The organism is Pseudomonas sp. Z3-8 (genome assembly GCF_051131975.1).
Taxonomy (GTDB): domain Bacteria; phylum Pseudomonadota; class Gammaproteobacteria; order Pseudomonadales; family Pseudomonadaceae; genus Aquipseudomonas.
Map to the genome: position 1 here is coordinate 155,641 of NZ_CP071643.1, position 20,808 is coordinate 176,448.

A 20,808-nucleotide genomic window follows, 5' to 3' on the forward strand; every position below is an offset into this window, starting at 1 on the left:
TTACCCCAGCAGCGAAATATCGGCAACACCGAGGAACAACCCACGCAGACGCGCCAGTAGCGCATAGCGGTTGGCTCGCACATTGGCGTCTTCGGCATTGACCATCACCGCTTCGAAAAACGCATCCACCGGTTCACGCAATGCTGCCAGGCGCGCCAGGGTTTCGCTGTACTGACGCGCCGCCGCCATCGGCTGGACTGCCTGGTCCGCCTGCTGGATCGCCGAGTACAGGGAGAACTCATTGGCGTTGTCGAAGTACTTGGCTTCAACGACGGCCGCAATGTTGCCTTCGGCCTTGCTCAGCAGGTTCGACACGCGCTTGTTCACCGCCGCTAGCGCTGCCGCTTCCGGCAGTTTGCGGAACGCCTGCACTGCCTGGACGCGTTGGTCGAAGTCTAGAGCCGAGCCCGGTTTCAGGGCTCGCACCGACAGGTAGGTTGCGACGTCGACACCTTCGTCTTCATAACGCGCACGCAGGCGGTCGAAAATGAATTCCAGCACCGCGTCGGCCAGGCCGGCAGCCTTGACCTTGCTGCCGAACGCATTCACGGCGAAGGCCACGGCGTCGTTCAGGTCCAGGTCCAGCTGCTTGTCGATGAGGATGCGCAGCACGCCCAGCGCTGCGCGACGCAGTGCGTACGGGTCCTTGCTGCCGGTGGGCAGCATGCCGATACCGAAGATGCCGACCAGGGTGTCGAGCTTGTCGGCGATCGCCACGGCCGCACCGGTCAGGGTGGTCGGCAATTCAGCGCCGGCGCCACGCGGCATGTACTGTTCGTTCAGCGCCAGGGCAACATCCTGCGGCTCGCCGTCGTTGAGGGCGTAGTAGTAACCGGCGATACCTTGCATCTCCGGGAACTCACCGACCATCTCGGTGGACAGGTCGCACTTGGACAGGATGCCGGCACGTGCCGCGCGCTGGGCATCGCCGCCGATGCGTGGAGCGATGAAGGCTGCCAGTTTCGATACGCGCTCGGCCTTGTCGTAGACGCTGCCGAGTTTTTCCTGGAACACCACGTTGCGCAGGCGCTCGTTGAAGCTTTCCAGAGGCTGCTTCTTGTCTTGCTTGAAAAAGAACTCGGCATCGGTCAAACGCGGGCGTACGACTTTTTCGTTACCGGCGATGATCTGCTGCGGGTCCTTGCTTTCGATGTTGGCCACCGTGATGAAGCGCGGCAGCAACTTGCCTTCGGCGTCCAGCAGGCAGAAGTATTTCTGGTTGTCCTGCATGGTGGTGATCAGCGCTTCCTGGGGCACTTCAAGGAAGCGCTCCTCGAACGAGCACACCAGTGGCACCGGCCATTCCACCAGCGCGGTCACTTCGTCCAGCAGGCTGGCCGGCACGATAGCCGTGCCTTCCTGGGCGGTCGCCAGTTCTTCGGTGCGTTTGCTGATCAGCTCGCGGCGCTCGTTGGAATCGGCCAATACATAGGCAGCGCGCAGGTCGGCCAGGTAATTGGCCGGCGACGTGATACGCACGCTCTGCGGATGATGGAAACGGTGACCGCGAGAATCACGACCGGCCTTCTGGGCGAGGATCGTGCAATCGATGACCTGGTCACCGAGCAGCATCACCAGCCATTGGGTCGGACGCACGAACTCTTCCTTGCGCGCAGCCCAGCGCATGCGCTTGGGAATCGGCAAGTCATTGAGGGAGTCCTCGACGATGGTCGGCAACAGGCTGGCGGTCGGCTTGCCCTTGATGCTCTGGCTGTAGCGCAGCTTCGGGCCGCTCTGGTCGATTTCGCTCAGATCGACGCCGCACTTCTTGGCGAAGCCCAGGGCGGCCTGGGTCGGGTTGCCGTCGGCATCGAACGCGGCTTGCACGGGCGGGCCGTCGAGGTTGATGCTGCGGTCCGGCTGTTGCGTCGCCAGGGCGGTGATCAGCACGGCCAGGCGGCGCGGCGCGGCGTAGACGTGCTTGGTTTCGAAGTTCAGGCCAGCGGCTTGCAGGCCTTTCTCGATGCCGGCCAGGAATGCATCGGCCAGGGTGTTCAGGGCTTTGGGTGGCAGTTCTTCGGTGCCCAGTTCAACCAGAAAATCTTGAGCACTCATTGTGCAGCCTCCAGCTTAGCCAACACTTCATCACGCAGGTCCGGGGTCGCCATCGGGAAGCCCAGCTTGGCACGGGCCAGCAGGTAGGCTTGCGCGACGGAACGCGCCAGGGTGCGCACACGCAGGATGTATTGCTGGCGCGCGGTCACGGAAATCGCCCGGCGTGCATCCAGCAGATTGAAGGTATGAGATGCCTTCAAGACCATTTCATAACTCGGCAGCGGCAGCGGCTGGTCCAGTTCGATCAGGCGCTTGGCTTCGCTTTCATAGAAATCGAACAACTCGAACAGCTTGTCGACGTTGGCGTGTTCGAAGTTGTAGGTCGATTGCTCCACTTCGTTCTGATGGAACACGTCGCCATACGTCACTTTGCCGAACGGACCGTCGGCCCATACCAGGTCGTAGACCGAATCCACGCCTTGCAGGTACATGGCTAGGCGTTCCAGGCCGTAGGTGATCTCGCCGGTCACCGGGTAGCATTCGATGCCGCCCGCTTGCTGGAAATAGGTGAATTGGGTCACTTCCATGCCGTTGAGCCAGACTTCCCAGCCCAGGCCCCAGGCGCCCAGGGTCGGTGATTCCCAGTTGTCTTCGACGAAACGAATGTCGTGCACCAGCGGGTCGAGGCCCACATGTTTGAGGGAGCCCAGGTACAGCTCCTGGAAGTTTTCCGGGTTCGGCTTCAGCACGACCTGAAATTGGTAGTAATGCTGCAGGCGGTTCGGGTTTTCGCCGTAGCGGCCGTCAGTCGGGCGGCGGCTTGGCTGCACATAAGCGGCGTTCCAGGTTTCCGGGCCGATGGCACGCAGAAACGTGGCAGTGTGGAAAGTGCCGGCGCCTACTTCCATATCGTAGGGCTGAAGTACCACGCAACCTTGCTCGGCCCAGTATTGCTGGAGGGCGAGGATCAAGTCTTGGAAGGTACGCACGGCTGGCGTAGGCTGGCTCACGAAATTCACCTGTTTCTTGGGCTGCGATTTAAAGAGCGGGAGTATACCCGATTCGTTCGTGCGCACGCCCCCTGGAGCCTTATGCCACGCTGCTTTTGGTGTTCCGAAGATCCGTTGTACATGGCTTATCACGATCAGGAGTGGGGGACGCCGCTGCGCGATGCGCAGGGTTTGTTCGAGTTGCTTCTGCTCGAAGGGTTCCAGGCCGGTCTGTCCTGGATCACCGTTTTGCGCAAACGCGAACGTTACCGGGAAGTGCTCTACGGCTTCGATGTACAACGGGTGGCGCAGATGAGCGACGCCGAAATCGATGAACTGATGCTCGACCCCGGCATTATCCGCAACCGCCTCAAGCTCAAGGCGGCGCGGCGCAACGCCCAGGCCTGGCTGGCGCTGGAAGACCCGGTGGCATTTCTCTGGTCGTTCGTAGGCAACCAACCGATCATCAACCATTTCAAGGACCGCACCGAAGTGCCGGCCATCACCCCCGAGGCACTGGCGATGAGCAAAGGCCTGAAAAAAGCCGGGTTCACCTTCGTCGGCCCGACCATCTGCTACGCCTTGATGCAGGCCTCGGGCATGGTCATGGACCACACCCAGGACTGCGACCGCTACGCCGAGTTGGTAAACGGCGGTTAGAATAGCCGGCTCGCAACACGGCCCATGAATTCAGGAGTGACCTGTGGATAAGTTGAAAGGCGCCTTGCTGGTCGGCGCTCTGCGGTTGTTTGCGCTGCTCCCTTGGCGAGCGGTGCAGGCGGTGGGCTCGGCCATTGGCTGGCTCATGTGGAAATTACCCAACCGTTCCCGCGACGTGGTGCGGATCAACCTCGCCAAGTGTTTTCCCGAGATGGACCCGGCCGAGCGCGAGCGCCTGGTGGGCCAGAGCCTCAAGGACATCGGCAAATCCTTGACCGAAAGCGCCTGTGCCTGGATCTGGCCGGCCCAGCGCTCCATCGAACTGGTGCGCGAAGTCGAAGGCCTGGAAGTGCTGAAAGAAGCGCTGGCCTCGGGCAAAGGCGTGGTCGGCATCACCAGCCACCTGGGCAACTGGGAAGTGCTCAACCACTTCTATTGCAGCCAGTGCAAACCGATTATTTTCTACCGCCCGCCCAAGCTCAAGGCGGTGGATGAGTTGCTGCAAAAGCAACGCGTGCAACTGGGCAACAAGGTCGCGGCGTCTACCAAGGAAGGCATCCTCAGCGTCATCAAGGAAGTGCGCAAGGGCGGCCAGGTGGGGATCCCCGCCGATCCGGAGCCGTCCGAATCCGCCGGCATCTTCGTGCCCTTCTTCGCCACCCAGGCCCTGACCAGCAAGTTCGTGCCGAACATGCTCGCCGGCGGCAAGGCGGTCGGCGTCTTCCTCCACGCCCTGCGCCTGCCGGACGGCTCCGGCTACAAAGTCATCCTCGAAGCCGCCCCGGACGAGATGTACAGCACCGACACCGAAACCGCCTGCGCCGCCATGAGCAAAGTGGTCGAGCGTTATGTACGGGCCTACCCGAGCCAGTACATGTGGAGCATGAAACGCTTCAAGAAACGCCCGCCGGGCGAGGCGCGGTGGTACTGAAGACCTGCTCTGGACGGCGCGCCACGAAACCCTGTGGGAGCGAGCTTGCTCGCGATAGCGGCCTGACCCTCGCCACATAACTGACTGACCCCACCCTCCCCGTGGCGAGGGAGCTTGCTCCCGCTGGGCTGCGCAGCGGCCCTTCATCGATATGCACAACATCAACCGGTGGGAGCGAGCCTGCTCGCGAAAAGATATTCACCCATACATCACCATCGCGAACGAACTCCAACGCATCGGCGCCGCTCAACGAGCACCGCAGCACCTCGATCATCCAGCGCGCGGCACGGGTAGAGGAAGTCGCCAACATGATTATCTATGCCAGCTCGGAACAGGCCTCGGCCACCACCGGAGCGGCGCTGCGAGTTGACGGCGGTGTGGTGGACAGCATCGTTTAGCTGCGTTGCCAAGAGCATGGCAAGTGTCCTTGCTCCGGTTCCCATGACGCCATGCAAAAAAGCGCCGCTTCCTCATCCGAGAGAAGCGGCGTTTTTTCTTTTGGAAGCAACATTGGTTGATTCGACCAACTTTCGGAACGTTGAAGGGATTGGTTCAGCTCACCCCTGTTTTGCAGTGGATCCGAGCCCCTTCGGCTAGCCGTTCTCGCCCAGGCGATCCGAGCCAACTTCGGCTACTCGTAACTCGATCAGACGATCGGAACCACCTTCGGCTACGCGTTTCTCGATAAGACGATCGGAGCCTCCTTCCGCTACCCTGTTTTCGATCAGGCGATCCGAGCCGCCTTCGGCTATGCGTTTCTCGATCAGGCGATCGGAGCCACCTTCGGCTATTCGTTTTTCGATCAGGCGATCCGAACCGCCTTCAGCGAATGTAGGTTGAACAAAAGAAGTCGCGAACGCATTGCCGAGCGACAGTGCCAGAAGCGAGCCAACGAGTGTTTTGCTGAAAGTGTTCATGTCCAAATCCTTATTTATTCGTAGATGAGTGAGTTAGACGGCGACGTGCAAACGGACGTCGACGTTGCCGCGGGTCGCGTTGGAGTACGGGCAAACTTGGTGAGCCGCGTCGACCAGCGCTTGAGCATCGGCTTGATCCAGACCTGGCAGGCTGATGTGCAGGTCGATGTCCAGACCGAAACCGCCAGGGATCTGGCCGATGCCGACGTGTGCCGTGATCGAGGCGTCAGCCGGAATGCTGCGTTTGCTTTGGCTGGCGACAAATTTCAATGCGCCGATGAAGCAGGCGGAGTAGCCGGCTGCGAACAACTGCTCAGGGTTGGTGGCTTCACCGCCGGCACCGCCCAAGGCTTTTGGGGTAGCCAGTTTCACGTCGAGGATCTTGTCGCTGGAAATAGCACGGCCATCACGGCCACCGGTGGAGGTTGCGACTGCGGTGTAGAGAACGTTCATGGGTGTTTTCCTTTTTCCTGATGGGTCTGATTGAGTTTTGGTTGCGCTAAATGTTTGTGCGCTAACCAGTGGCGATAAAGTTAACGCCCAAATACTTAGCGCGCAAGACAAATTTTCAGAAATATTCACGTTTTTATTTAATTTATTGATTTAAAAAGAAATTTATTTTTTAGAATTACGGTGCCAACCCGCATGAGCGGAGGGAGACAGAGGAAAGGAAGTGGCGAGGGCTGGCAGAGCCAGCGCAATGGCAGCCTTCGGAGAGATGGAATTCACAAGCACAACGATTGTTTCTTGATCGTATCCACGCCCCACGTGGGAATGCTGCCAGGGGAAGCTCCACGTTCCGCTTCTGACGCTGAGCGTGGGAAGGACCCGCCGACCAAATACGCCCTTACCGGACCACGTATATATGAGCCTTTGCCTACAACCACATCGGAACCAGCCTGCTTGTATGTCTTGCTCCTGGGCTCTATAGTCTTTTTGCTCTGCCCGTCATCGTGTTCACCCCATGAAACGACCCTGCATCAGCAACTTCAAACATCAAATATTCCGCTCTACCGCAATGCAACTCGCTAAAGAGTTTTTGGGGGATGATCCTGGAGCGCTAGCGGAGAAAGGTATCGACGTTGAGCGGATAAGATACGAGCCGATTACCCGAGAGGCACTTGACCAATGCTATCTATGGGGCCCTGAGGCCCAACTTTATCCATGGGAGGATATTCCTGGCTGGAAGATTCGCGACGGGAAGGCGTTTGACCTTTCTCTATGGTATGACGAGGAGTTATGTGGGCTTTGTTTTGCCACGCCCAAATCAAGCACCTTGTCGATCAAGGTTGTCCTCTTGGAGGGCAAGCCGGACGCCAATCACCCTTTAAAAGGTGAAGTTGCCGGTTTGGTCTTGATTGCGATCAGCCGATACGCGCGAATGCTGAAGCTCCACGAGATAGAGATTTTTGAGCCCGACCCTGGAGCCGTCCCATGGTATCTGTACCTAGGCTTCGATTTCGACGACCAGCGGCGCCTTGTTATAGCGGTGAACCAGGCATAACATGAACCCAAATTTATTGTGAGTTTTCCATGAAGGCTTCCAAGCGAACTCCAAAACCATTACTTGCAGCTCAATACCAAGCGGAAGCTCGCCGTCTGGCTGGTTGCGCGACCAGTATTGAGCGCCAATTCTTGTCGGCTAGCCTCGCCAAGGGTAGGGAGCATGAGCCGGTCGGTCGAATGGCCGGTGCCAGAGTCTGATTTCTGTTGGTATTGATAAAAAAACCGCCTGATTGGCGGTTTTTTTCTCTGGGCAAAGCCAACCCGGCTAAGCAACGGCCACTTGATTACGCCCCAGCGCCTTCGCTCGATACAGGGCTTTATCCGCATCGTTCATCAGGCTGTGCAGATCCTTATTGCAAGCCCCCGTCGATGCGACGCCGAGACTGGCTGATATGCAGTGAACAGGCTCAATCATCAAGCCAGCGATCGTATCGATGAGCTGTTTTGCAATCTGAGTGGCGACTTCGATGGAAGTGTCTGGAAGCAAAATAGCGAACTCTTCGCCACCAAGCCGGCCGTGAATATCCGTTGCCCGAAACGACGAGCTGATGACCACGCCCATCTGGCGCAGGACCTGATCACCGACCTGATGGCCGTAGGTATCGTTGATGTGTTTGAAGTGATCCATGTCCAACATGACCGCGCACAACCCCAACCGGTTGGTTCTGCATTCGTCGTAAAGCTGCTGGGCATGCTCGAAAAAAGCCCGTCGACTTTTCAGGCCGGTCAGTTCATCGGTTTGTGCGGCGCGGGTTGAGATGCTGTTCGCCTGTTCCATCTCGCGGGTGAGTCGAAAGGCGGTTTCCAATGCCTGGGACATTTTGTGGGTGGCGCGGGCAGCAAATGCCGCGAACACCAGGATCGAAAGCGCCATGCCGACTTGAATCGGCGACGGTTGGAACAGCAGCCAGACCGTGCACGGAAACAGCACCAGGCCAATGGAGACCAGTGTCATGTCCCGGTAGGCGGAGTAACAGGACACCGCGCTGACAGTCATCCCCACGGTAAAAAGCATGACGAGAGCTTGCGAGAGGAGATCGTTTTGCGGCATCAAAACAAGCGCGCCACCGCCCCAGATGCTCGCGGACAACACCAGCGAGACCCAGTATCTGCGCTCCCAGCGTTGAGGCGTGCGCTGAACCTCGTCGCTGCGAAAATAGGCAACGAACATCGCGATCCGCAGCAGCGTCGATCCGCTTAATATGGCCAGCCACCAAACAACTGTGCTGTGCTCAAAGCGATCCCAACACAGCCAACACAACATGATGGCCGCGAGGTAACTACCAAACACCGCGGAAACGGATTGGCGAAACAGTTGCTGCAGTCGGTCAGTGCGCACTTGTCCGGCTATGCAAAAGTCCATGCCATTGCGAGATCTTGGGCCATCCATGTGATCCACCTGATCGTGAAGCCGCTAGAAAACGCGATTGTGGCACCCTGCCAGCAACGCAAACAACCGAATTACACCTGCACCCACGAGCTTTGCATCGTGGCGAGGGAATTCAGCCCCGCGGGGTTGCGCAGCAAGCCACCATTTCCCAGACTAAAACCGTCCCCGTGGCGAGGGAGCTTGCTCCCGTTGGCTGCGAAGCAGCCCCAAAACAAGCCGACGCATTCCTACAGACAAACCGCATGATCGGTTGCGACCGCTGCGCGGCCGAGCGGGAGCAAGCTCCCTCGCCACAGGGATCGGAGCTGAAAACGAAGCGCTGTTTATTCCCGCTCTGCCATCTTTCCGTCAAGCTACACATCCTTGCGCCATTACCTACAACTACGCCAGAATCCGCCGGCTTGTGCGCCTTGCCCTCGGGTTCTATTGTCGTCCTGCCACTGCCCATCAGTGGTCGGGTTTAGTAGCTCGAGGTATTTAGTGAGGTGCAACAGCTTCTACCAGTCAGGTATTTCCATGCCTGTATTTGATGGCGGCTGTGCGCAGGGCGCCCTCGGGCGCGCCGGCTTTGCTAAGTCCCCGGTCTACTAACCTGCGTACAGCTGCCACCCTTCTGTTTAGTAGCGAGGGGTTGCGGCTTCACATAAGGACTTAGCTCATGTTCAAGCCTTCTCCGAATCCCCCAGAGGCGGACAACACCTCCCCGCCAAAACCAAGAGATGCTCTCCAATCCGCTCAACTCTTCACCGTCGTACAAGACACCGACAACGAGTGCCTGCTCGCCAACCTCAGCGAAACCCTGGCATCAGCCGACGCCATGGTCAGCAACCTCGCGTTCGATCTGGAAGGCTCACACCGCCACATCGCCCTCGGCGTCCAGCAACTGATCGAGCTGAGCTCATTACTGGCGAACCGAGTTCTGGACAACGTTGATCCAAGATAGGCAGTCACACTGCAACCCCCGTGGCGAGGGAGCTTGCTCCCGCTGGGCTGCGAAGCAGCCCATTGGATAACGCTGAGCCGCGATAGCGAGCGAACCCCGCCAAAGAAAAACCCGACGCTTTACGTCGGGTTTTTATGTGCGGGTTACTCGACTTGCGACAGTTTGGCGTCGTCGCAACCGGCAGCGCGGCACTCGCGCTCGACAGCCTTGAGTATGACGATACGCGCCTCGGTCTTCTCATTGGCACAGTCCAGGTAGAGCAGGCCATCGTTGGAACAGGCGTTGTCACGAATCTTGATCCACTGGATCTGAGCGGCTTTCACCTTCTTCTTTTGATCCGGGTTCAGGGCACTCATCGTCTTCTTGTATTGCTCGTTGATTTCCTGGTCCGACTGAACCATTTTCAGCGACGCGCAATAGGTTCTGTCATAGGCGTTTCTAGGGTTATCGCAACTCATCGCAGACGCCGATGCTGATGCCATTGCCAGCAATGCCCCAACCAACAAAGACTTGATCACTCACTTCTCTCCCTGAATGCCCTCTATTGATTAGAGGTCGCGGCGGGGAATTTATCATGAGGGTCGTAGAACAATGAAGCGGATCTATGGTTCGACCCTCCGCCCTTCGCCCTCCTTTCGGAACGAAAAACAAGTAGCTACCGTATCGAGCGAGGGGTATCCCCACTCATCCCCAAGCCGGTCAAACACTCGTGGCGAGGGAGCTTGCTCCCGCTGGGGCTGCACAGCAGCCCCAAAAGGCCGACACATTCCTACAGACAAACCGCATAAATCCTTGGAAGGCCCCCGCCGTCACATCCTCCTTGGCATCCAGCAGTTGATTGAGCTGAGTTCATTGCTGGCGAATCGGGTGTTGGATAACGTCGATCCCCAATAGCGACAGCTCTCAACGAAAACCCGACGCTTCGCGTTGGGTTTTCGTTGAGGCATGCGTTGAGGGCTGCAAGCGCTCCCTTTATCCAGTGCCAGGCGATATCCTGCCTGACATCCGTCGCTTGGAAAGCACAATGAACGTCAAAAAAATTCATTCCTTATCGCTTATGGGAATCAGCGTTGCCGTCGTTGGAGCCCTACAGCTTCTTCTGCACGAAGCCATGATCATAATCGAGGAGGCAAGGTCTGGAGGCATTCCCTATCAGCTAAGTGCGGAGATTCTGTTCGTTGTCCTTAGCCATGCACTCATCATTAGCGCGATTCCGCTGTTATTAGTCACTAGAAATAAAACGATGGCAAGTTACATTGCTCTTTCGGTTCTTCTGTCGATCTACGCCCAATTTATGATAGGTATCAATATCGCTGGAGTTACAGTCTCTGTAGTGATTTTATCTGTGTTGATTATCTATGCAGTCAGAAAATTAAGCTTCGCCATCCGTTATTTCCGTGCGAAATAAATTCTAGGTTAAAGTATTTGCGAGGAATATTTATAAGCCAACTCGAGCATAAAAAAGCGGGGCTGCGTGTAAATGCAGCCCCGCTTTTTTATTGCTCGATCAGCTCAAAACGCCGGCAGAACCGCCCCTTTGTACTTCTCGAGAATAAACGCCTTCACTTCCGGCGTATGCAGCGCTGCAACCAGTTTCTTCATGGCCTCGCTGTCCTTGTCGTCCGGACGGGCTACCAGAATATTCACGTAAGGCGAGTCGTTGCCTTCGATTACCAGCGCATCCTTGGAAGGGTCAAGCTTGGCCTCCAACGCATAGTTGGTATTGATCAATGCCAGATCCACTTGAGTCAGCACGCGCGGAATGGTTGCCGCTTCCAGCTCACGGAACTTCAGATCCTTCGAATTCTCGGTGATGTCTTTGGTAGTCGACAGGATGTTGTTCGAGTCCTTGAGCTTGATCAGCCCTGCTTTGGCCAGCAATAACAGCGCACGGCCGCCATTGGTAGCATCGTTCGGGATCACGACATTGGCGCCGCCTGGCAGTTCTGTAAGTGCCTTGTACTTGCTGGAGTACGCGCCCAGGGGTTCCAGGTGCACACCGGCTACGCTCACCAGATTCGTGCCCTTGGCCTTGTTGAACTCATCCAGGTACGGCTGGTGCTGGAAGAAGTTGGCGTCCAGGCGCTTTTCGGCGACTTGTACGTTGGGCTGGACGTAGTCGGTGAAGACTTTGACCTTGAGGTCCACGCCTTCCTTCGCCAATGCCGGTTTGACGAACTCGAGAATTTCCGCGTGAGGAACCGGCGTGGCCGCGACGGTCAGGGTGTCGGCGTGTGCGGAGAACGCTGCGGCGGCAGCGAAGGCGACCAGTAGTTTTTTCATTCAGCTAACTCCTTTTGAGGCGCCTGCTCTTGGCGCCTGCCAGCGAATGGCCGGCTCATGGTTTATTGGCGCGAGGCCTTATTTTCTAGAGAAATGCACAACCAATTTGTCGCCCACGGTTTGCAGGACCTGGACCAGCACCAGCAGCAACACCACCGTGACCACCATCACGTCGGTCTGGAAACGCTGGTAGCCGAAGCGGATCGCCAGGTCGCCCAGGCCACCAGCGCCGACCACACCGGCCATGGCCGTGTAGGACACCAAAGTAATCGCTGTCACCGTAATCGCTGCGAAAATGCCCGGACGGGCTTCCGGCAGCAATGCGTTGACGATGATCTGTCGCGTGGTAGCGCCCATGGCCTGGGTCGCTTCGATGATGCCGCGATCGACTTCGCGCAGGGCGGTTTCCACCAGGCGGGCGAAGAATGGCGTTGCGCCCACCACCAGTGGCGGGATCGCGCCGGCCACGCCCAACGACGTGCCGGTGATCAACACCGTGAACGGGATCATCACGATCAACAGGATGATGAATGGCAGCGAACGCAGGATGTTCACGATCAGCGACAGCAGCGCGTAGAGGCCCCGGGCTTCAAGCAATTGGCGCGGGCTGCAGAGAAACAGCAACACGCCCAGCGGCAGGCCGAGCAGTACGGTGAACAGCAGCGAACCGAACAGCATCAGGAAGGTGTCGCCGGTTGCCAGCCAGATTTCCAGCCAGTCGATGTTTGCAAAAAATTCCATCAGCGCAGCACCTCCATGTGGACATCGGCCGCGGTGAAGCGGGCGAAGGCCGCTTCCATGTCACCGCCGGTGATGGCGAGGGTCAGTTGCCCGTAGGGGGTGTCTTTGATGCGGTCGATACGACCGGCCAGGATGCTGTAGTCCACACCGGTTTCGCGAGCGACGGTTCCAAGCAACGGCGCGTAGGTCGCTTCGCCCTGGAATGTCAGACGCACGATGCGCCCTGGGACGTGAGCGAAGTCGTCGCGCTGTTCGCTTTCGTCGATCTGCTCGTCTTCCTGGACGAAACGCTTGGTGGTCGGATGCTTGGGGTGCAGGAACACCTCGGCTACCGGGCCTTGCTCGACGATCACGCCGGCGTCCATCACCGCAACTTCATCGCAGACACGCCGGATCACGTCCATCTCATGGGTGATCAGTACGATGGTCAGCTTAAGCTCACGGTTGATCTCTGCCAGCAGTTGCAGCACCGAGGCGGTGGTCTGTGGGTCGAGCGCGCTGGTGGCTTCGTCGCACAACAGGATCTTCGGCTTGGTTGCCAGGGCGCGGGCGATGCCGACGCGCTGCTTCTGGCCGCCGGACAACTGCGCCGGGTATTTGCGGGCGTGGTCGGACAGCCCTACCCGCGCCAGCAATTCGGCAACGCGACGGTCGATGTCGCTGCGCGACAGTTCGCCCGCCAGCGTCAGTGGCATGGCCACGTTGTCGGCCACGGTCTTGGACGCGAGCAGATTGAAGTGCTGGAAAATCATCCCGACCTGCTGGCGAAAACGGCGCAGGCCGTTGGCGTCCAGCGCGGTGACTTCTTCGCCGTCGACGATGATCTTGCCGCCGCTGGAATCTTCCAGGCGATTGATCAGGCGCAGCAGGGTACTTTTTCCCGCACCGGAATGGCCGATCAGGCCGAAGACCTGACCGTTCTGAATGGTCAGACTGGTCGGGTGCAGCGCGGGGATATCCCTACCGGCAACCCGGTAGGTTTTATGGACGTTTTGAAACTCGATCACGTAGCGAACCTTGTGGGGCGCGGTGGAAAAGGATCAGCGGTAAGCCGGGCGCGCATTTTAGCCTGTCCGTATAGAGGTTCTTAGCATTTATTTGAGATTGAACCAGCGATTTGGCAATAAGGCGATCAAAGGACATAAAAAAGGAACACAGCGAAACGGTATCGGTCACTCATTAGGCACCTCCACATATGCCCAGGTACCGTGCCTGGCGCATCGAACTCACGGGTCCTGGCCACGGCGGGGATCGCAACGAGGAGTCATGCCTGATGAGCACTAAAAAACCTGCCGCCCCCAGCCAGATGGCCGGGACCGACACGCTGGATCGCAGCAATACCAACGCCAAGCTGGAGAGCCTCGAGCAGTTTCGCTCCGATGCCACCGAACAGGCCTTGCGCACCAATCAGGGCGTGAAGATCGCCGATAACCAGAACACCCTCCGCGTCGGGCCGCGTGGGCCGTCGTTGCTGGAAGACTTCATCATGCGTGAAAAAATCACGCATTTTGACCATGAACGTATTCCCGAGCGCATCGTTCACGCCCGAGGGACCGGTGCCCATGGCTACTTTCAAGCCTACGAATCGCATGCGGCCCTGACCAAGGCCGGTTTCCTGCAAGACCCAGGTAAAAAGACGCCAGTGTTTGTACGTTTTTCCACCGTGCAGGGCCCACGGGGTTCCGGTGACACGGTGCGGGACGTGCGCGGCTTTGCAGTGAAATTCTTCACCGACGAAGGCAACTTCGATCTGGTGGGCAACAACATGCCGGTGTTCTTCATCCAGGATGCGGTGAAGTTTCCGGATTTCGTCCATGCGGTGAAACCCGAGCCCCATAACGAAATCCCCACCGGCGGATCGGCCCACGACACCTTCTGGGATTTTGTCTCGCTGGTGCCGGAATCGGCTCATATGGTGATCTGGGCGATGTCCGACCGGGCGATCCCGAAAAGCCTGCGTTCCATGCAGGGTTTCGGCGTGCACACCTTTCGCATGATCAACGCCGAAGGCCGCAGCAGCTTCGTCAAGTTCCACTGGCGGCCCAAAGCCGGGACCTGTTCCCTGGTATGGGACGAAGCCCAGAAGCTCGCGGGCAAGGACACTGATTACCACCGTCGCGATCTCTGGGAGTCGATCGAGATGGGCGACTACCCCGAGTGGGAATTTGGCGTACAGATTGTCGCCGAGGAAGACGAGCACAAGTTCGACTTCGACCTGCTCGACCCGACCAAGATCATCCCCGAAGAGCTGGTACCCATTACGCCGCTGGGCAAGATGGTGCTGAACCGCAACCCGGACAACTTCTTTGCCGAAGTCGAGCAGGTTGCGTTCTGCCCCGGACATATCGTGCCGGGCATTGATTTCAGTAACGACCCATTGCTGCAAGGCCGGCTGTTTTCCTACACCGATACGCAGATCAGCCGACTCGGTGGGCCGAACTTTCATGAGCTGCCAATCAACCGCGCCATCACCCCGGTGCACAACGGCCAGCGTGATGCCATGCACCGCACCACTATCGACAAGGGGCGCGCGTCCTACGAGCCGAACTCCATCGATGGCGGCTGGCCGAAGGAAACCCCGCCCGGTCCGCAGGATGGTGGTTTCGAAAGTTATCCGGAGCGCATCGACGCCCACAAGATTCGCCAGCGCAGCGATTCGTTCGGCGATCATTTCTCCCAGGCGCGGTTGTTCTACAAGAGCATGAGCGCCCACGAGCAAGAGCACATCATCGCGGCGTACAGCTTCGAACTGGGCAAAGTGGAACGCGAGTTCATCAGGGCGCGGCAGGTGAACGAGATTCTCGCCAACATCGATCTGGAACTGGCCGGGCGAGTTGCGAAGAACCTTGGATTGCCGGCTCCCACTGCCGGTACGGTCGATGTTCCGACGCCTTCCCTGGAGCAGTCCCCGGCGTTGAGCCAGGCCAATCTGCTGTCCGGCGATATCAAAACCCGCAAGGTCGCGGTGTTGGTGGCCAATGGCGTCGAGGGGACAATCATCGATGCGCTCAAGCAGGCACTGGAAGCCGAAGGGGCCCACGCGAAAATCCTCGGCCCAACCTCCGCGCCGGTGACCACCGCCGCTGGGCAGACGCTGCCGGTGGATGCGTCCATGGAAGGCTTGCCGTCGATTGCCTTTGACGCGGTGTTCGTGCCGGGAGGGGTGGAGTCGATCAAGGCGCTGAGTGCCGATGGCGTGGCGTTGCATTACCTGTTGGAAGCCTACAAGCACCTGAAGGCCATCGCGCTGCATGGCGAAGCGCGGCAATTACTGGTGTTGTTGAAGCTGGAGGCGGATGCGGGGCTGATTCCGGACGCTGATGCGGGCAAGTTCCAGGCTTTTTTTGACGCGATTGCCCAGCATCGGGTTTGGGCGCGGGAGCCTAAGGCCAAGGCTATTCCAGCCTGAAGAGATTTGTTGTTTGGTAGGACGCCTTCGCGAGCGGGCTCGCTCCCACAGGGTTATGTGTCGTTCACAACACCCATGTGGGAGCGAGCCTGCTCGCGAAGCTTTCAGAGCTTACGCGGAGTCAGAACCACTTGCGCCGGCACGCTGCGCAAGATCTGCTTCTGCAGTTTCAGATAGAACCCGGGATCGAGTTTCTTGACCCGCTTGGTCAGCAATGTCGCCAACCAAGGGTAATCATCGGTGCGCGGTGCCTGGATGCTGACGTCGCACTGATAATTCACCACATCGGCGGCGATGGCGTCCAATTGATGACGCATTTTCTGGATATCGCCGATATTCAGCGCAACTGTGGTGCTCTGCGCACTCGGGTCGATCACCCTTGCAACCGGCTTGGCTTCGGCGGCCTGGAGGGCGGCTTCGGCTTTTTCCAGCTCGGCCTTGCGGGCCTGGGCGATCGCACTGTTCACTTCGCCGGTAAGTGCCGGCGCTTTTGGCATCAGCGCGCGAGCCCGGCTCAGGGCGGTGGCGGCGGCGTTTACATCGCCTTTTTGCAGGTCGATCTGGCTGCGGCGCAAGTACGCCTCGGCCAGTTGCCGCTGGTAAGGCTCCAGCGACGGATCTTCAGGCGTCTGGGCTTGCAACGCGGCCAACTGGCCTTCTGCTGTGGCCAATTCATTGCTGGCCAGGCTCTGTTCGAGCTGCGCGACGGCCGGGCCCCGGGTATCCGGGGTTTCGACGGTCGGCGGCGTGCTCTGGCAGGCGCCCAGCAGCAGGGAAAACGCGACAAGGAGCAGATAACGGGAGGCGAACGGCTTCATTCCTGCGACTCTCTAATTGCGCAAAAAGCGAGCAAGTCTACACCCCTCGACGGGGCAGGACAAAACTCAGCAGAAACAACGCCGCCGCGCTGACCACGATCGACGGTCCGGCCGGAGTGTCCTTGAACCACGACAACGCCAGCCCGCCACACACCGCGAGCATGCCCAGCAGGCTTGCGCCCAGGGCCATCTGCTCCGGTGAGCGGGCGTGACGCTGTGCCGCAGCCGCCGGAATGATCAGCAATGAAGTAATCAGCAATACACCAACGATCTTCATCGCCACGGCAATCACCACTGCGATCAACAGCATCAGCGCCAATCGCAGGCCCACCACGGGCAGGCCCTCGACCCGTGCCAGCTCCTCATGGACGGTAACTGCCAGCAACGGACGCCACAGCGCCACGAGCAACAACAATACCGCCGCGCTACCGCCGAGGATCCAGGCCAGGTCCATCGGACTGATCGCCAGTAGATCGCCGAACAGATAGGCCATCAGGTCGATCCGCACGTCGCGCATGAAGCTGAGCACCACCAGCCCGAGGGACAGCGTGCTGGGGGCCAGGATGCCCAGCAGGGTGTCGGACGCCAGCGGCTGGCGCTGTTGCAAGGTCACCAGCACCACCGCGAGCAGCAGGCAACCCACGGTCACCGCGATGGCGGGGCTGACGTCCAGCAGAAACCCCATGGCCACGCCGAGCAGCGCCGCGTGGGACAAGGTGTCGCCGAAATAGGCCATGCGCCGCCAGACCACGAACGAGCCCAAGGGGCCGGCCACCAGCGCCAGCGCCAAACCTGCAAGCAGGGCGTACAACAGAAAATCAGCCATGCTTGCAGCCGTCTCCATGAACATGAGTGGAAGCAGAAGGAGCGCTGACCACCGAACCGTGCAGGTCATGGGAATGGTCATGATGGTGGTGATAAATCGCCAGGCTTTGTGCGTTTTTTCCGAACAACTCGACAAAGGCCGGATCGCCACTGACTTGCTCGGGATGCCCGGAGCAGCAGACGTGACGGTTCAGACAGACCACCTGGTCGGTGGTGCTCATCACCAGGTGAAGGTCGTGCGACACCATCAATACCCCGCAGCCGTGGCGGTCGCGCAGGCGGGTGATCAAGCTGTAAAGCTCGGCCTGTCCCGCCACATCGACGCCTTGCACGGGCTCGTCGAGCACCAGCAGCTCGGGCTCGCGCAACAGGGCGCGGGCCAGCAATACACGCTGCATCTCGCCGCCGGACACACTCTGCACCGGGCTGTCGATCACGTGCTCGGCGCCGACTTCCTTCAGCGCCGCCAAGGCTCGCTCGCGGTCGACGCCCGGCACCAGGCGCAGAAAGCGCAGCACGGACAGCGGCAAGGTCGGGTCGACGTGGAGTTTCTGCGGCATGTAGCCGACACGCAGCCGGGGCTTGCGCCAGACGCTGCCGCTGTCCGGCTTGAGCAGGCCCAGCACGGCGCGCACCAGGGTGGTCTTGCCGGCGCCGTTGGGGCCGATCAAGGTGACGATCTGCCCCGGTTCGACGCTCAGGTGGATGTTGTCCAGCACGCTCTGCCCGGCGAACGTCACGGCCACCTGTTCGAGGCGGATCAACGCGTTGCTCATCAGGCCCCCTGGCAACCGGAGCACAGGCCGACCACTTCGACGGTCTGGGTGTCGACCACGAAGCCGACGTCCTTGGCGCTGGCGACGATCGCGTCGCTGATGGACTTCTGTTCCAGCTCGATGGCCGCATGACATTCGCGGCAGATCAGGAACTGGCCTTGGTGGGCGTGCTCCGGATGGTTGCAGCCAACGAAGGCGTTTAGCGAAGAAATGCGATGGACCAAGCCGTTTTCCAGCAGGAAATCCAGCGCCCGGTAGACTGTCGGCGGCGCGGCGCGGCGGCCGTCCTGCTCGCTGAGTACCGCGAGGATGTCGTAGGCACCCAGCGGCTTGTGGCTTTGCCAGACCAGCTCCAGCACTCGCCGACGCAAGGCCGTCAGCCGCAGGCCCTGGCGCGCGCAAATGGCATCGGCCTCGGACAGCGCGCTGTGCACGCAATGGGAATGATCATGGGGACGACTGGCAAGGGGGGTAATGGGCATGGGCAGCGACGAGTTTAGTGAGAGACGTTATTATGTTACCCGTTCTCGCCTCTTCGAGTGGTCATCGTGTCCCGAATTTTTTCGCTCTTTGTCGCTTTTGTCGCAACATTTCTGCTGATTGGCCCGGCCCGGGCCGACGTCAAGGTACTAACCAGCATCAAGCCGCTGCAACTGATTGCCGCCGCGGTGCAGGACGGCGTGGCCGTTCCGGAAGTGCTGTTGCCCCCTGGTGCCTCGCCTCACCACTATGCGCTGCGGCCATCCGACGTACGGAAGGTGCAGTCGGTGGACCTGCTTTACTGGATCGGCCCAGACATGGAAGGTTTCCTGCCACGTGTGTTGAATGGTCGTACGCAGCCTTCCGTCGCCGTGCAGGATCTGCCGGGGCTCAAGTTGCGTCATTTCGCCCAGGACAGCGCGTCCCACGAGGACGAAGAGCATGCCGACGAACATGACCACGACCATCGTCCCGGCACCGTGGATGCCCACTTGTGGCTGTCGCCGCTGAACGCCCGGGTGATCGCCGCCAAAATGGCTGCCGACCTGAGCGCGGCGGATCCGGCGAACGCGGCCCGCTATGAAAGCAACCTCAAGGCTTTCAACCAGCGCCTCGATGCGTTGGACGCACGCCTCAAGGCGCGTCTGGCCGGGGTCGCAGGCAAGCCGTATTTCGTGTTCCACGAAGCGTTCGACTATTTCGAGGACAACTACGGCCTCAAGCACGCCGGGGTTTTCGCCGTGGCCGCCGAGGTCCAGCCCGGTGCCCAGCACGTGGCGGCGATGCGCACACGCTTGCAGGCGGTGGGCAAGACTTGTGTCTTCAGCGAACCGCCGCTGCGTCCGCGCCTGGCCGAGACGCTGGTGGCCGGGTTGCCGGTCAAGCTGGCTGAGCTGGACGCACTGGGTGGCTACACCCCGGCGACGGCGCAGGGGTATGAGCAGTTGTTGGAAAAGTTGGGCAATGATTTGGCGGGGTGTTTGGAGTCGCTATAGCCTGCTACCGCATAACCCGTGGCGAGGGAGCTTGCTCCCGCTGGGCCGGTCCGACGCTTCGGGCGAAGCGGCCCTAAAAATCTAGCGGTCGCTGCGCAACCGAGCGGGAGCAAGCTCCCTCGCCACAAAGGCATTCACATCCGCCGGTCAGAGGGCGAACGGCAACACCGTATGAACCGTCTGCCGCTGCGCCAAGCGCTGCTGGAACTCCATCGGATCGTGGATCAACACATCTTGCCCCGCGAACGATTCGGCGGCGATCAACCGCGACAGCCAGAACCGCACGCATGCCACACGCAGCATGGTTGGCCACAAATGCGCCTCGGCGGCGGTGAACCGCCGTAGCGCCGCATAGGCGCCCAGCAATGCCCTCGCCCGTGGGCCATCGAGCACACCGTCGTCATTCGAACACCAGTCATTCAACGCGATGGCGACGTCGTACAGCATCGGCCCGGAGCATGCGTTGTAGAAGTCGATCAGTCCGGTCAGGTGCGTGCCCTCGAACATCGCATTGTCGCGGAACAGGTCTGCATGGATGTTGGCGCGGGGCAGCGCCAGGATGCCGACCTTCCGCAGCGCGATTTCGTCCAGCGCAGCTTGCAGCAGCTGACGGGCCTCTGCATCGAGGTGCGACAGCAGATTGCCGCCCTCCTCCTGCATCCAATCCAGGCCGCGATCAGTCTTGCGTTTGATCATGTTGTCCTTGGTGGCCAAGTGCAGATGCGCAAGCAATTCACCGACCTGGGCGCAATGCTGGGCGTTGGCCTGCTTGACGTGCTTGCCGGCCAGGCGCGGTTGCAGCAGCGCCGGTTTGCCGGCCAGTTCCCCCAGTGCGACCCCCTCGGTGGTGCGCAAGGCGTAAGGCACCGGCAAATTGGCGCCGTGCAGCACGTCCAGCAGTTCGATGAAGAACGGCATCTCCTGCACCGGGCCGCGCTCGACCAGCGTCAGGACGAACTCGCCCTGTTCCAGGCTGATGAAAAAATTGGTGTTTTCGCTGCCGGCGGCGATCCCCTGGAAATCAAGCAGGCGGCCGAGCCCGTAAGGGGCGAGAAAGGTTTCCAGCTCGGGCCGAGCCAGGGGCGTGAACACAGACATGGTTAAAGCTGCCAGTACGGGCGCCCTTCAGCGGGCGCCGGTTGAAGTCGCG

General features: G+C 59.8%; 21 protein-coding genes and 2 pseudogenes. 9 read left to right on the forward strand and 14 right to left on the reverse strand.

The window, feature by feature from the left end:
• Nucleotides 1-2,055 carry a glycine--tRNA ligase subunit beta gene (glyS, locus tag J3P94_RS00700; RefSeq protein ID WP_434570717.1) on the reverse strand — a complete coding sequence of 685 codons (2,055 nt, stop codon included), beginning with the start codon at nucleotides 2,053-2,055 and terminating at the stop codon, nucleotides 1-3.
• Nucleotides 2,052-3,005, reverse strand: coding sequence for a glycine--tRNA ligase subunit alpha (gene glyQ / locus J3P94_RS00705; RefSeq protein ID WP_022641565.1), 954 nt, complete (start codon nucleotides 3,003-3,005; stop codon nucleotides 2,052-2,054). The genes glyS and glyQ overlap by 4 nt, the downstream gene beginning before the upstream one ends.
• An 81-nt stretch (nucleotides 3,006-3,086) precedes the next feature.
• Between glyQ and J3P94_RS00710 the strand changes: the two genes are divergently transcribed.
• The 3 genes and pseudogenes from J3P94_RS00710 to J3P94_RS00720 form a co-directional block, all read left to right on the forward strand.
• Nucleotides 3,087-3,644 carry a DNA-3-methyladenine glycosylase I gene (locus tag J3P94_RS00710; RefSeq protein WP_305497757.1) on the forward strand — a complete coding sequence of 186 codons (558 nt, stop codon included), beginning with the start codon at nucleotides 3,087-3,089 and terminating at the stop codon, nucleotides 3,642-3,644.
• 43 nt (nucleotides 3,645-3,687) lie between these two features.
• Nucleotides 3,688-4,575: a lysophospholipid acyltransferase gene (locus J3P94_RS00715; protein ID WP_198796133.1), complete on the forward strand. Its 888-nt coding sequence runs from the start codon at nucleotides 3,688-3,690 to the stop codon at nucleotides 4,573-4,575.
• A 245-nt stretch (nucleotides 4,576-4,820) separates the two neighbouring features.
• Nucleotides 4,821-4,973, forward strand: a pseudogene (locus tag J3P94_RS00720) (SDR family oxidoreductase); the annotation flags it as partial.
• Nucleotides 4,974-5,168: 195 nt separating this feature from the next.
• On the opposite strand, the gene J3P94_RS00725 reads toward J3P94_RS00720, so the two are convergent.
• Nucleotides 5,169-5,492 carry a hypothetical protein gene (locus J3P94_RS00725; protein WP_434570720.1) on the reverse strand — a complete coding sequence of 108 codons (324 nt, stop codon included), beginning with the start codon at nucleotides 5,490-5,492 and terminating at the stop codon, nucleotides 5,169-5,171.
• Between the two features lie 33 nt (nucleotides 5,493-5,525).
• Nucleotides 5,526-5,945 (reverse strand): organic hydroperoxide resistance protein, encoded by a 420-nt coding sequence (locus J3P94_RS00730; protein ID WP_434570722.1) that lies wholly within the window; start codon nucleotides 5,943-5,945, stop codon nucleotides 5,526-5,528.
• 511 nt (nucleotides 5,946-6,456) lie between these two features.
• Between J3P94_RS00730 and J3P94_RS00735 the strand changes: the two genes are divergently transcribed.
• Entirely contained in the window at nucleotides 6,457-6,996 is a 540-nt protein-coding gene (locus J3P94_RS00735; protein ID WP_434570724.1) for an N-acetyltransferase, read from the forward strand.
• Between the two features lie 267 nt (nucleotides 6,997-7,263).
• On the opposite strand, the gene J3P94_RS00740 is transcribed toward J3P94_RS00735, so the two are convergent.
• Entirely contained in the window at nucleotides 7,264-8,388 is a 1,125-nt protein-coding gene (locus J3P94_RS00740) for a diguanylate cyclase (RefSeq protein ID WP_434570726.1), read from the reverse strand.
• A gap of 658 nt (nucleotides 8,389-9,046) precedes the next feature.
• Here J3P94_RS00740 and J3P94_RS00745 point away from each other — a divergent pair.
• Nucleotides 9,047-9,331, forward strand: a complete 285-nt coding sequence (locus J3P94_RS00745) for a DUF6124 family protein (protein WP_434570728.1) — start codon at nucleotides 9,047-9,049, stop codon at nucleotides 9,329-9,331.
• 143 nt (nucleotides 9,332-9,474) lie between these two features.
• On the opposite strand, the gene J3P94_RS00750 is transcribed toward J3P94_RS00745, so the two are convergent.
• Nucleotides 9,475-9,849: a lysozyme inhibitor LprI family protein gene (locus tag J3P94_RS00750; protein WP_305497763.1), complete on the reverse strand. Its 375-nt coding sequence runs from the start codon at nucleotides 9,847-9,849 to the stop codon at nucleotides 9,475-9,477.
• A 274-nt stretch (nucleotides 9,850-10,123) separates the two neighbouring features.
• On the opposite strand from J3P94_RS00750, the pseudogene J3P94_RS00755 reads away from it, so the two are divergent.
• Both J3P94_RS00755 and J3P94_RS00760 read left to right on the forward strand, forming a co-directional pair.
• Nucleotides 10,124-10,225, forward strand: a pseudogene (locus J3P94_RS00755) (DUF6124 family protein); the annotation flags it as partial.
• A 130-nt stretch (nucleotides 10,226-10,355) separates the two neighbouring features.
• The gene (locus tag J3P94_RS00760) at nucleotides 10,356-10,739 is read left to right on the forward strand and encodes a hypothetical protein (protein WP_434570730.1); all 384 of its coding nucleotides are present in this window, start codon (nucleotides 10,356-10,358) and stop codon (nucleotides 10,737-10,739) included.
• Between the two features lie 104 nt (nucleotides 10,740-10,843).
• On the opposite strand, the gene J3P94_RS00765 is transcribed toward J3P94_RS00760, so the two are convergent.
• The 3 genes from J3P94_RS00765 to J3P94_RS00775 all read right to left on the reverse strand — a co-directional run bounded on the left by J3P94_RS00765 (nucleotide 10,844) and on the right by J3P94_RS00775 (nucleotide 13,362).
• The gene (locus tag J3P94_RS00765) at nucleotides 10,844-11,614 is read right to left on the reverse strand and encodes a MetQ/NlpA family ABC transporter substrate-binding protein (RefSeq protein WP_434570732.1); all 771 of its coding nucleotides are present in this window, start codon (nucleotides 11,612-11,614) and stop codon (nucleotides 10,844-10,846) included.
• 78 nt (nucleotides 11,615-11,692) lie between these two features.
• The gene (locus tag J3P94_RS00770) at nucleotides 11,693-12,355 is read right to left on the reverse strand and encodes a methionine ABC transporter permease (protein WP_305497766.1); all 663 of its coding nucleotides are present in this window, start codon (nucleotides 12,353-12,355) and stop codon (nucleotides 11,693-11,695) included.
• Entirely contained in the window at nucleotides 12,355-13,362 is a 1,008-nt protein-coding gene (locus tag J3P94_RS00775) for a methionine ABC transporter ATP-binding protein (RefSeq protein ID WP_434570734.1), read from the reverse strand. The genes J3P94_RS00770 and J3P94_RS00775 overlap by 1 nt, the downstream gene beginning before the upstream one ends.
• A 266-nt stretch (nucleotides 13,363-13,628) precedes the next feature.
• Here J3P94_RS00775 and katE point away from each other — a divergent pair, with 266 nt between their 5' ends.
• The gene (katE, locus tag J3P94_RS00780) at nucleotides 13,629-15,764 is read left to right on the forward strand and encodes a catalase HPII (protein ID WP_434570736.1); all 2,136 of its coding nucleotides are present in this window, start codon (nucleotides 13,629-13,631) and stop codon (nucleotides 15,762-15,764) included.
• Between the two features lie 104 nt (nucleotides 15,765-15,868).
• Here katE and J3P94_RS00785 read toward each other — a convergent pair whose 3' ends face one another.
• Genes J3P94_RS00785 through zur form a run of 4 tightly spaced genes read right to left on the reverse strand, consistent with a single transcriptional unit; the run spans nucleotide 15,869 to nucleotide 18,665 of the window.
• Nucleotides 15,869-16,582, reverse strand: coding sequence for a PA5502 family lipoprotein (locus J3P94_RS00785; RefSeq protein WP_434570738.1), 714 nt, complete (start codon nucleotides 16,580-16,582; stop codon nucleotides 15,869-15,871).
• 37 nt (nucleotides 16,583-16,619) lie between these two features.
• Nucleotides 16,620-17,408, reverse strand: coding sequence for a zinc ABC transporter permease subunit ZnuB (gene znuB, locus J3P94_RS00790; protein WP_249876777.1), 789 nt, complete (start codon nucleotides 17,406-17,408; stop codon nucleotides 16,620-16,622).
• Nucleotides 17,401-18,183 (reverse strand): zinc ABC transporter ATP-binding protein ZnuC, encoded by a 783-nt coding sequence (gene znuC / locus J3P94_RS00795; protein ID WP_434570740.1) that lies wholly within the window; start codon nucleotides 18,181-18,183, stop codon nucleotides 17,401-17,403. The genes znuB and znuC overlap by 8 nt, the downstream gene beginning before the upstream one ends.
• On the reverse strand, nucleotides 18,183-18,665 hold the full coding sequence (gene zur / locus J3P94_RS00800) for a zinc uptake transcriptional repressor Zur (protein ID WP_053126886.1): 483 nt from the start codon (nucleotides 18,663-18,665) through the stop codon (nucleotides 18,183-18,185). Before zur ends, znuC begins: the two co-directional genes overlap by 1 nt.
• Before the next feature lie 66 nt (nucleotides 18,666-18,731).
• Here zur and znuA point away from each other — a divergent pair, with 66 nt between their 5' ends.
• The gene (gene znuA, locus J3P94_RS00805; RefSeq protein WP_434570743.1) at nucleotides 18,732-19,658 is read left to right on the forward strand and encodes a zinc ABC transporter substrate-binding protein ZnuA; all 927 of its coding nucleotides are present in this window, start codon (nucleotides 18,732-18,734) and stop codon (nucleotides 19,656-19,658) included.
• Between the two features lie 147 nt (nucleotides 19,659-19,805).
• On the opposite strand, the gene J3P94_RS00810 is transcribed toward znuA, so the two are convergent.
• Entirely contained in the window at nucleotides 19,806-20,756 is a 951-nt protein-coding gene (locus J3P94_RS00810) for a homoserine kinase (protein WP_434570744.1), read from the reverse strand.
• Nucleotides 20,757-20,808: the final 52 nt, after the last annotated feature.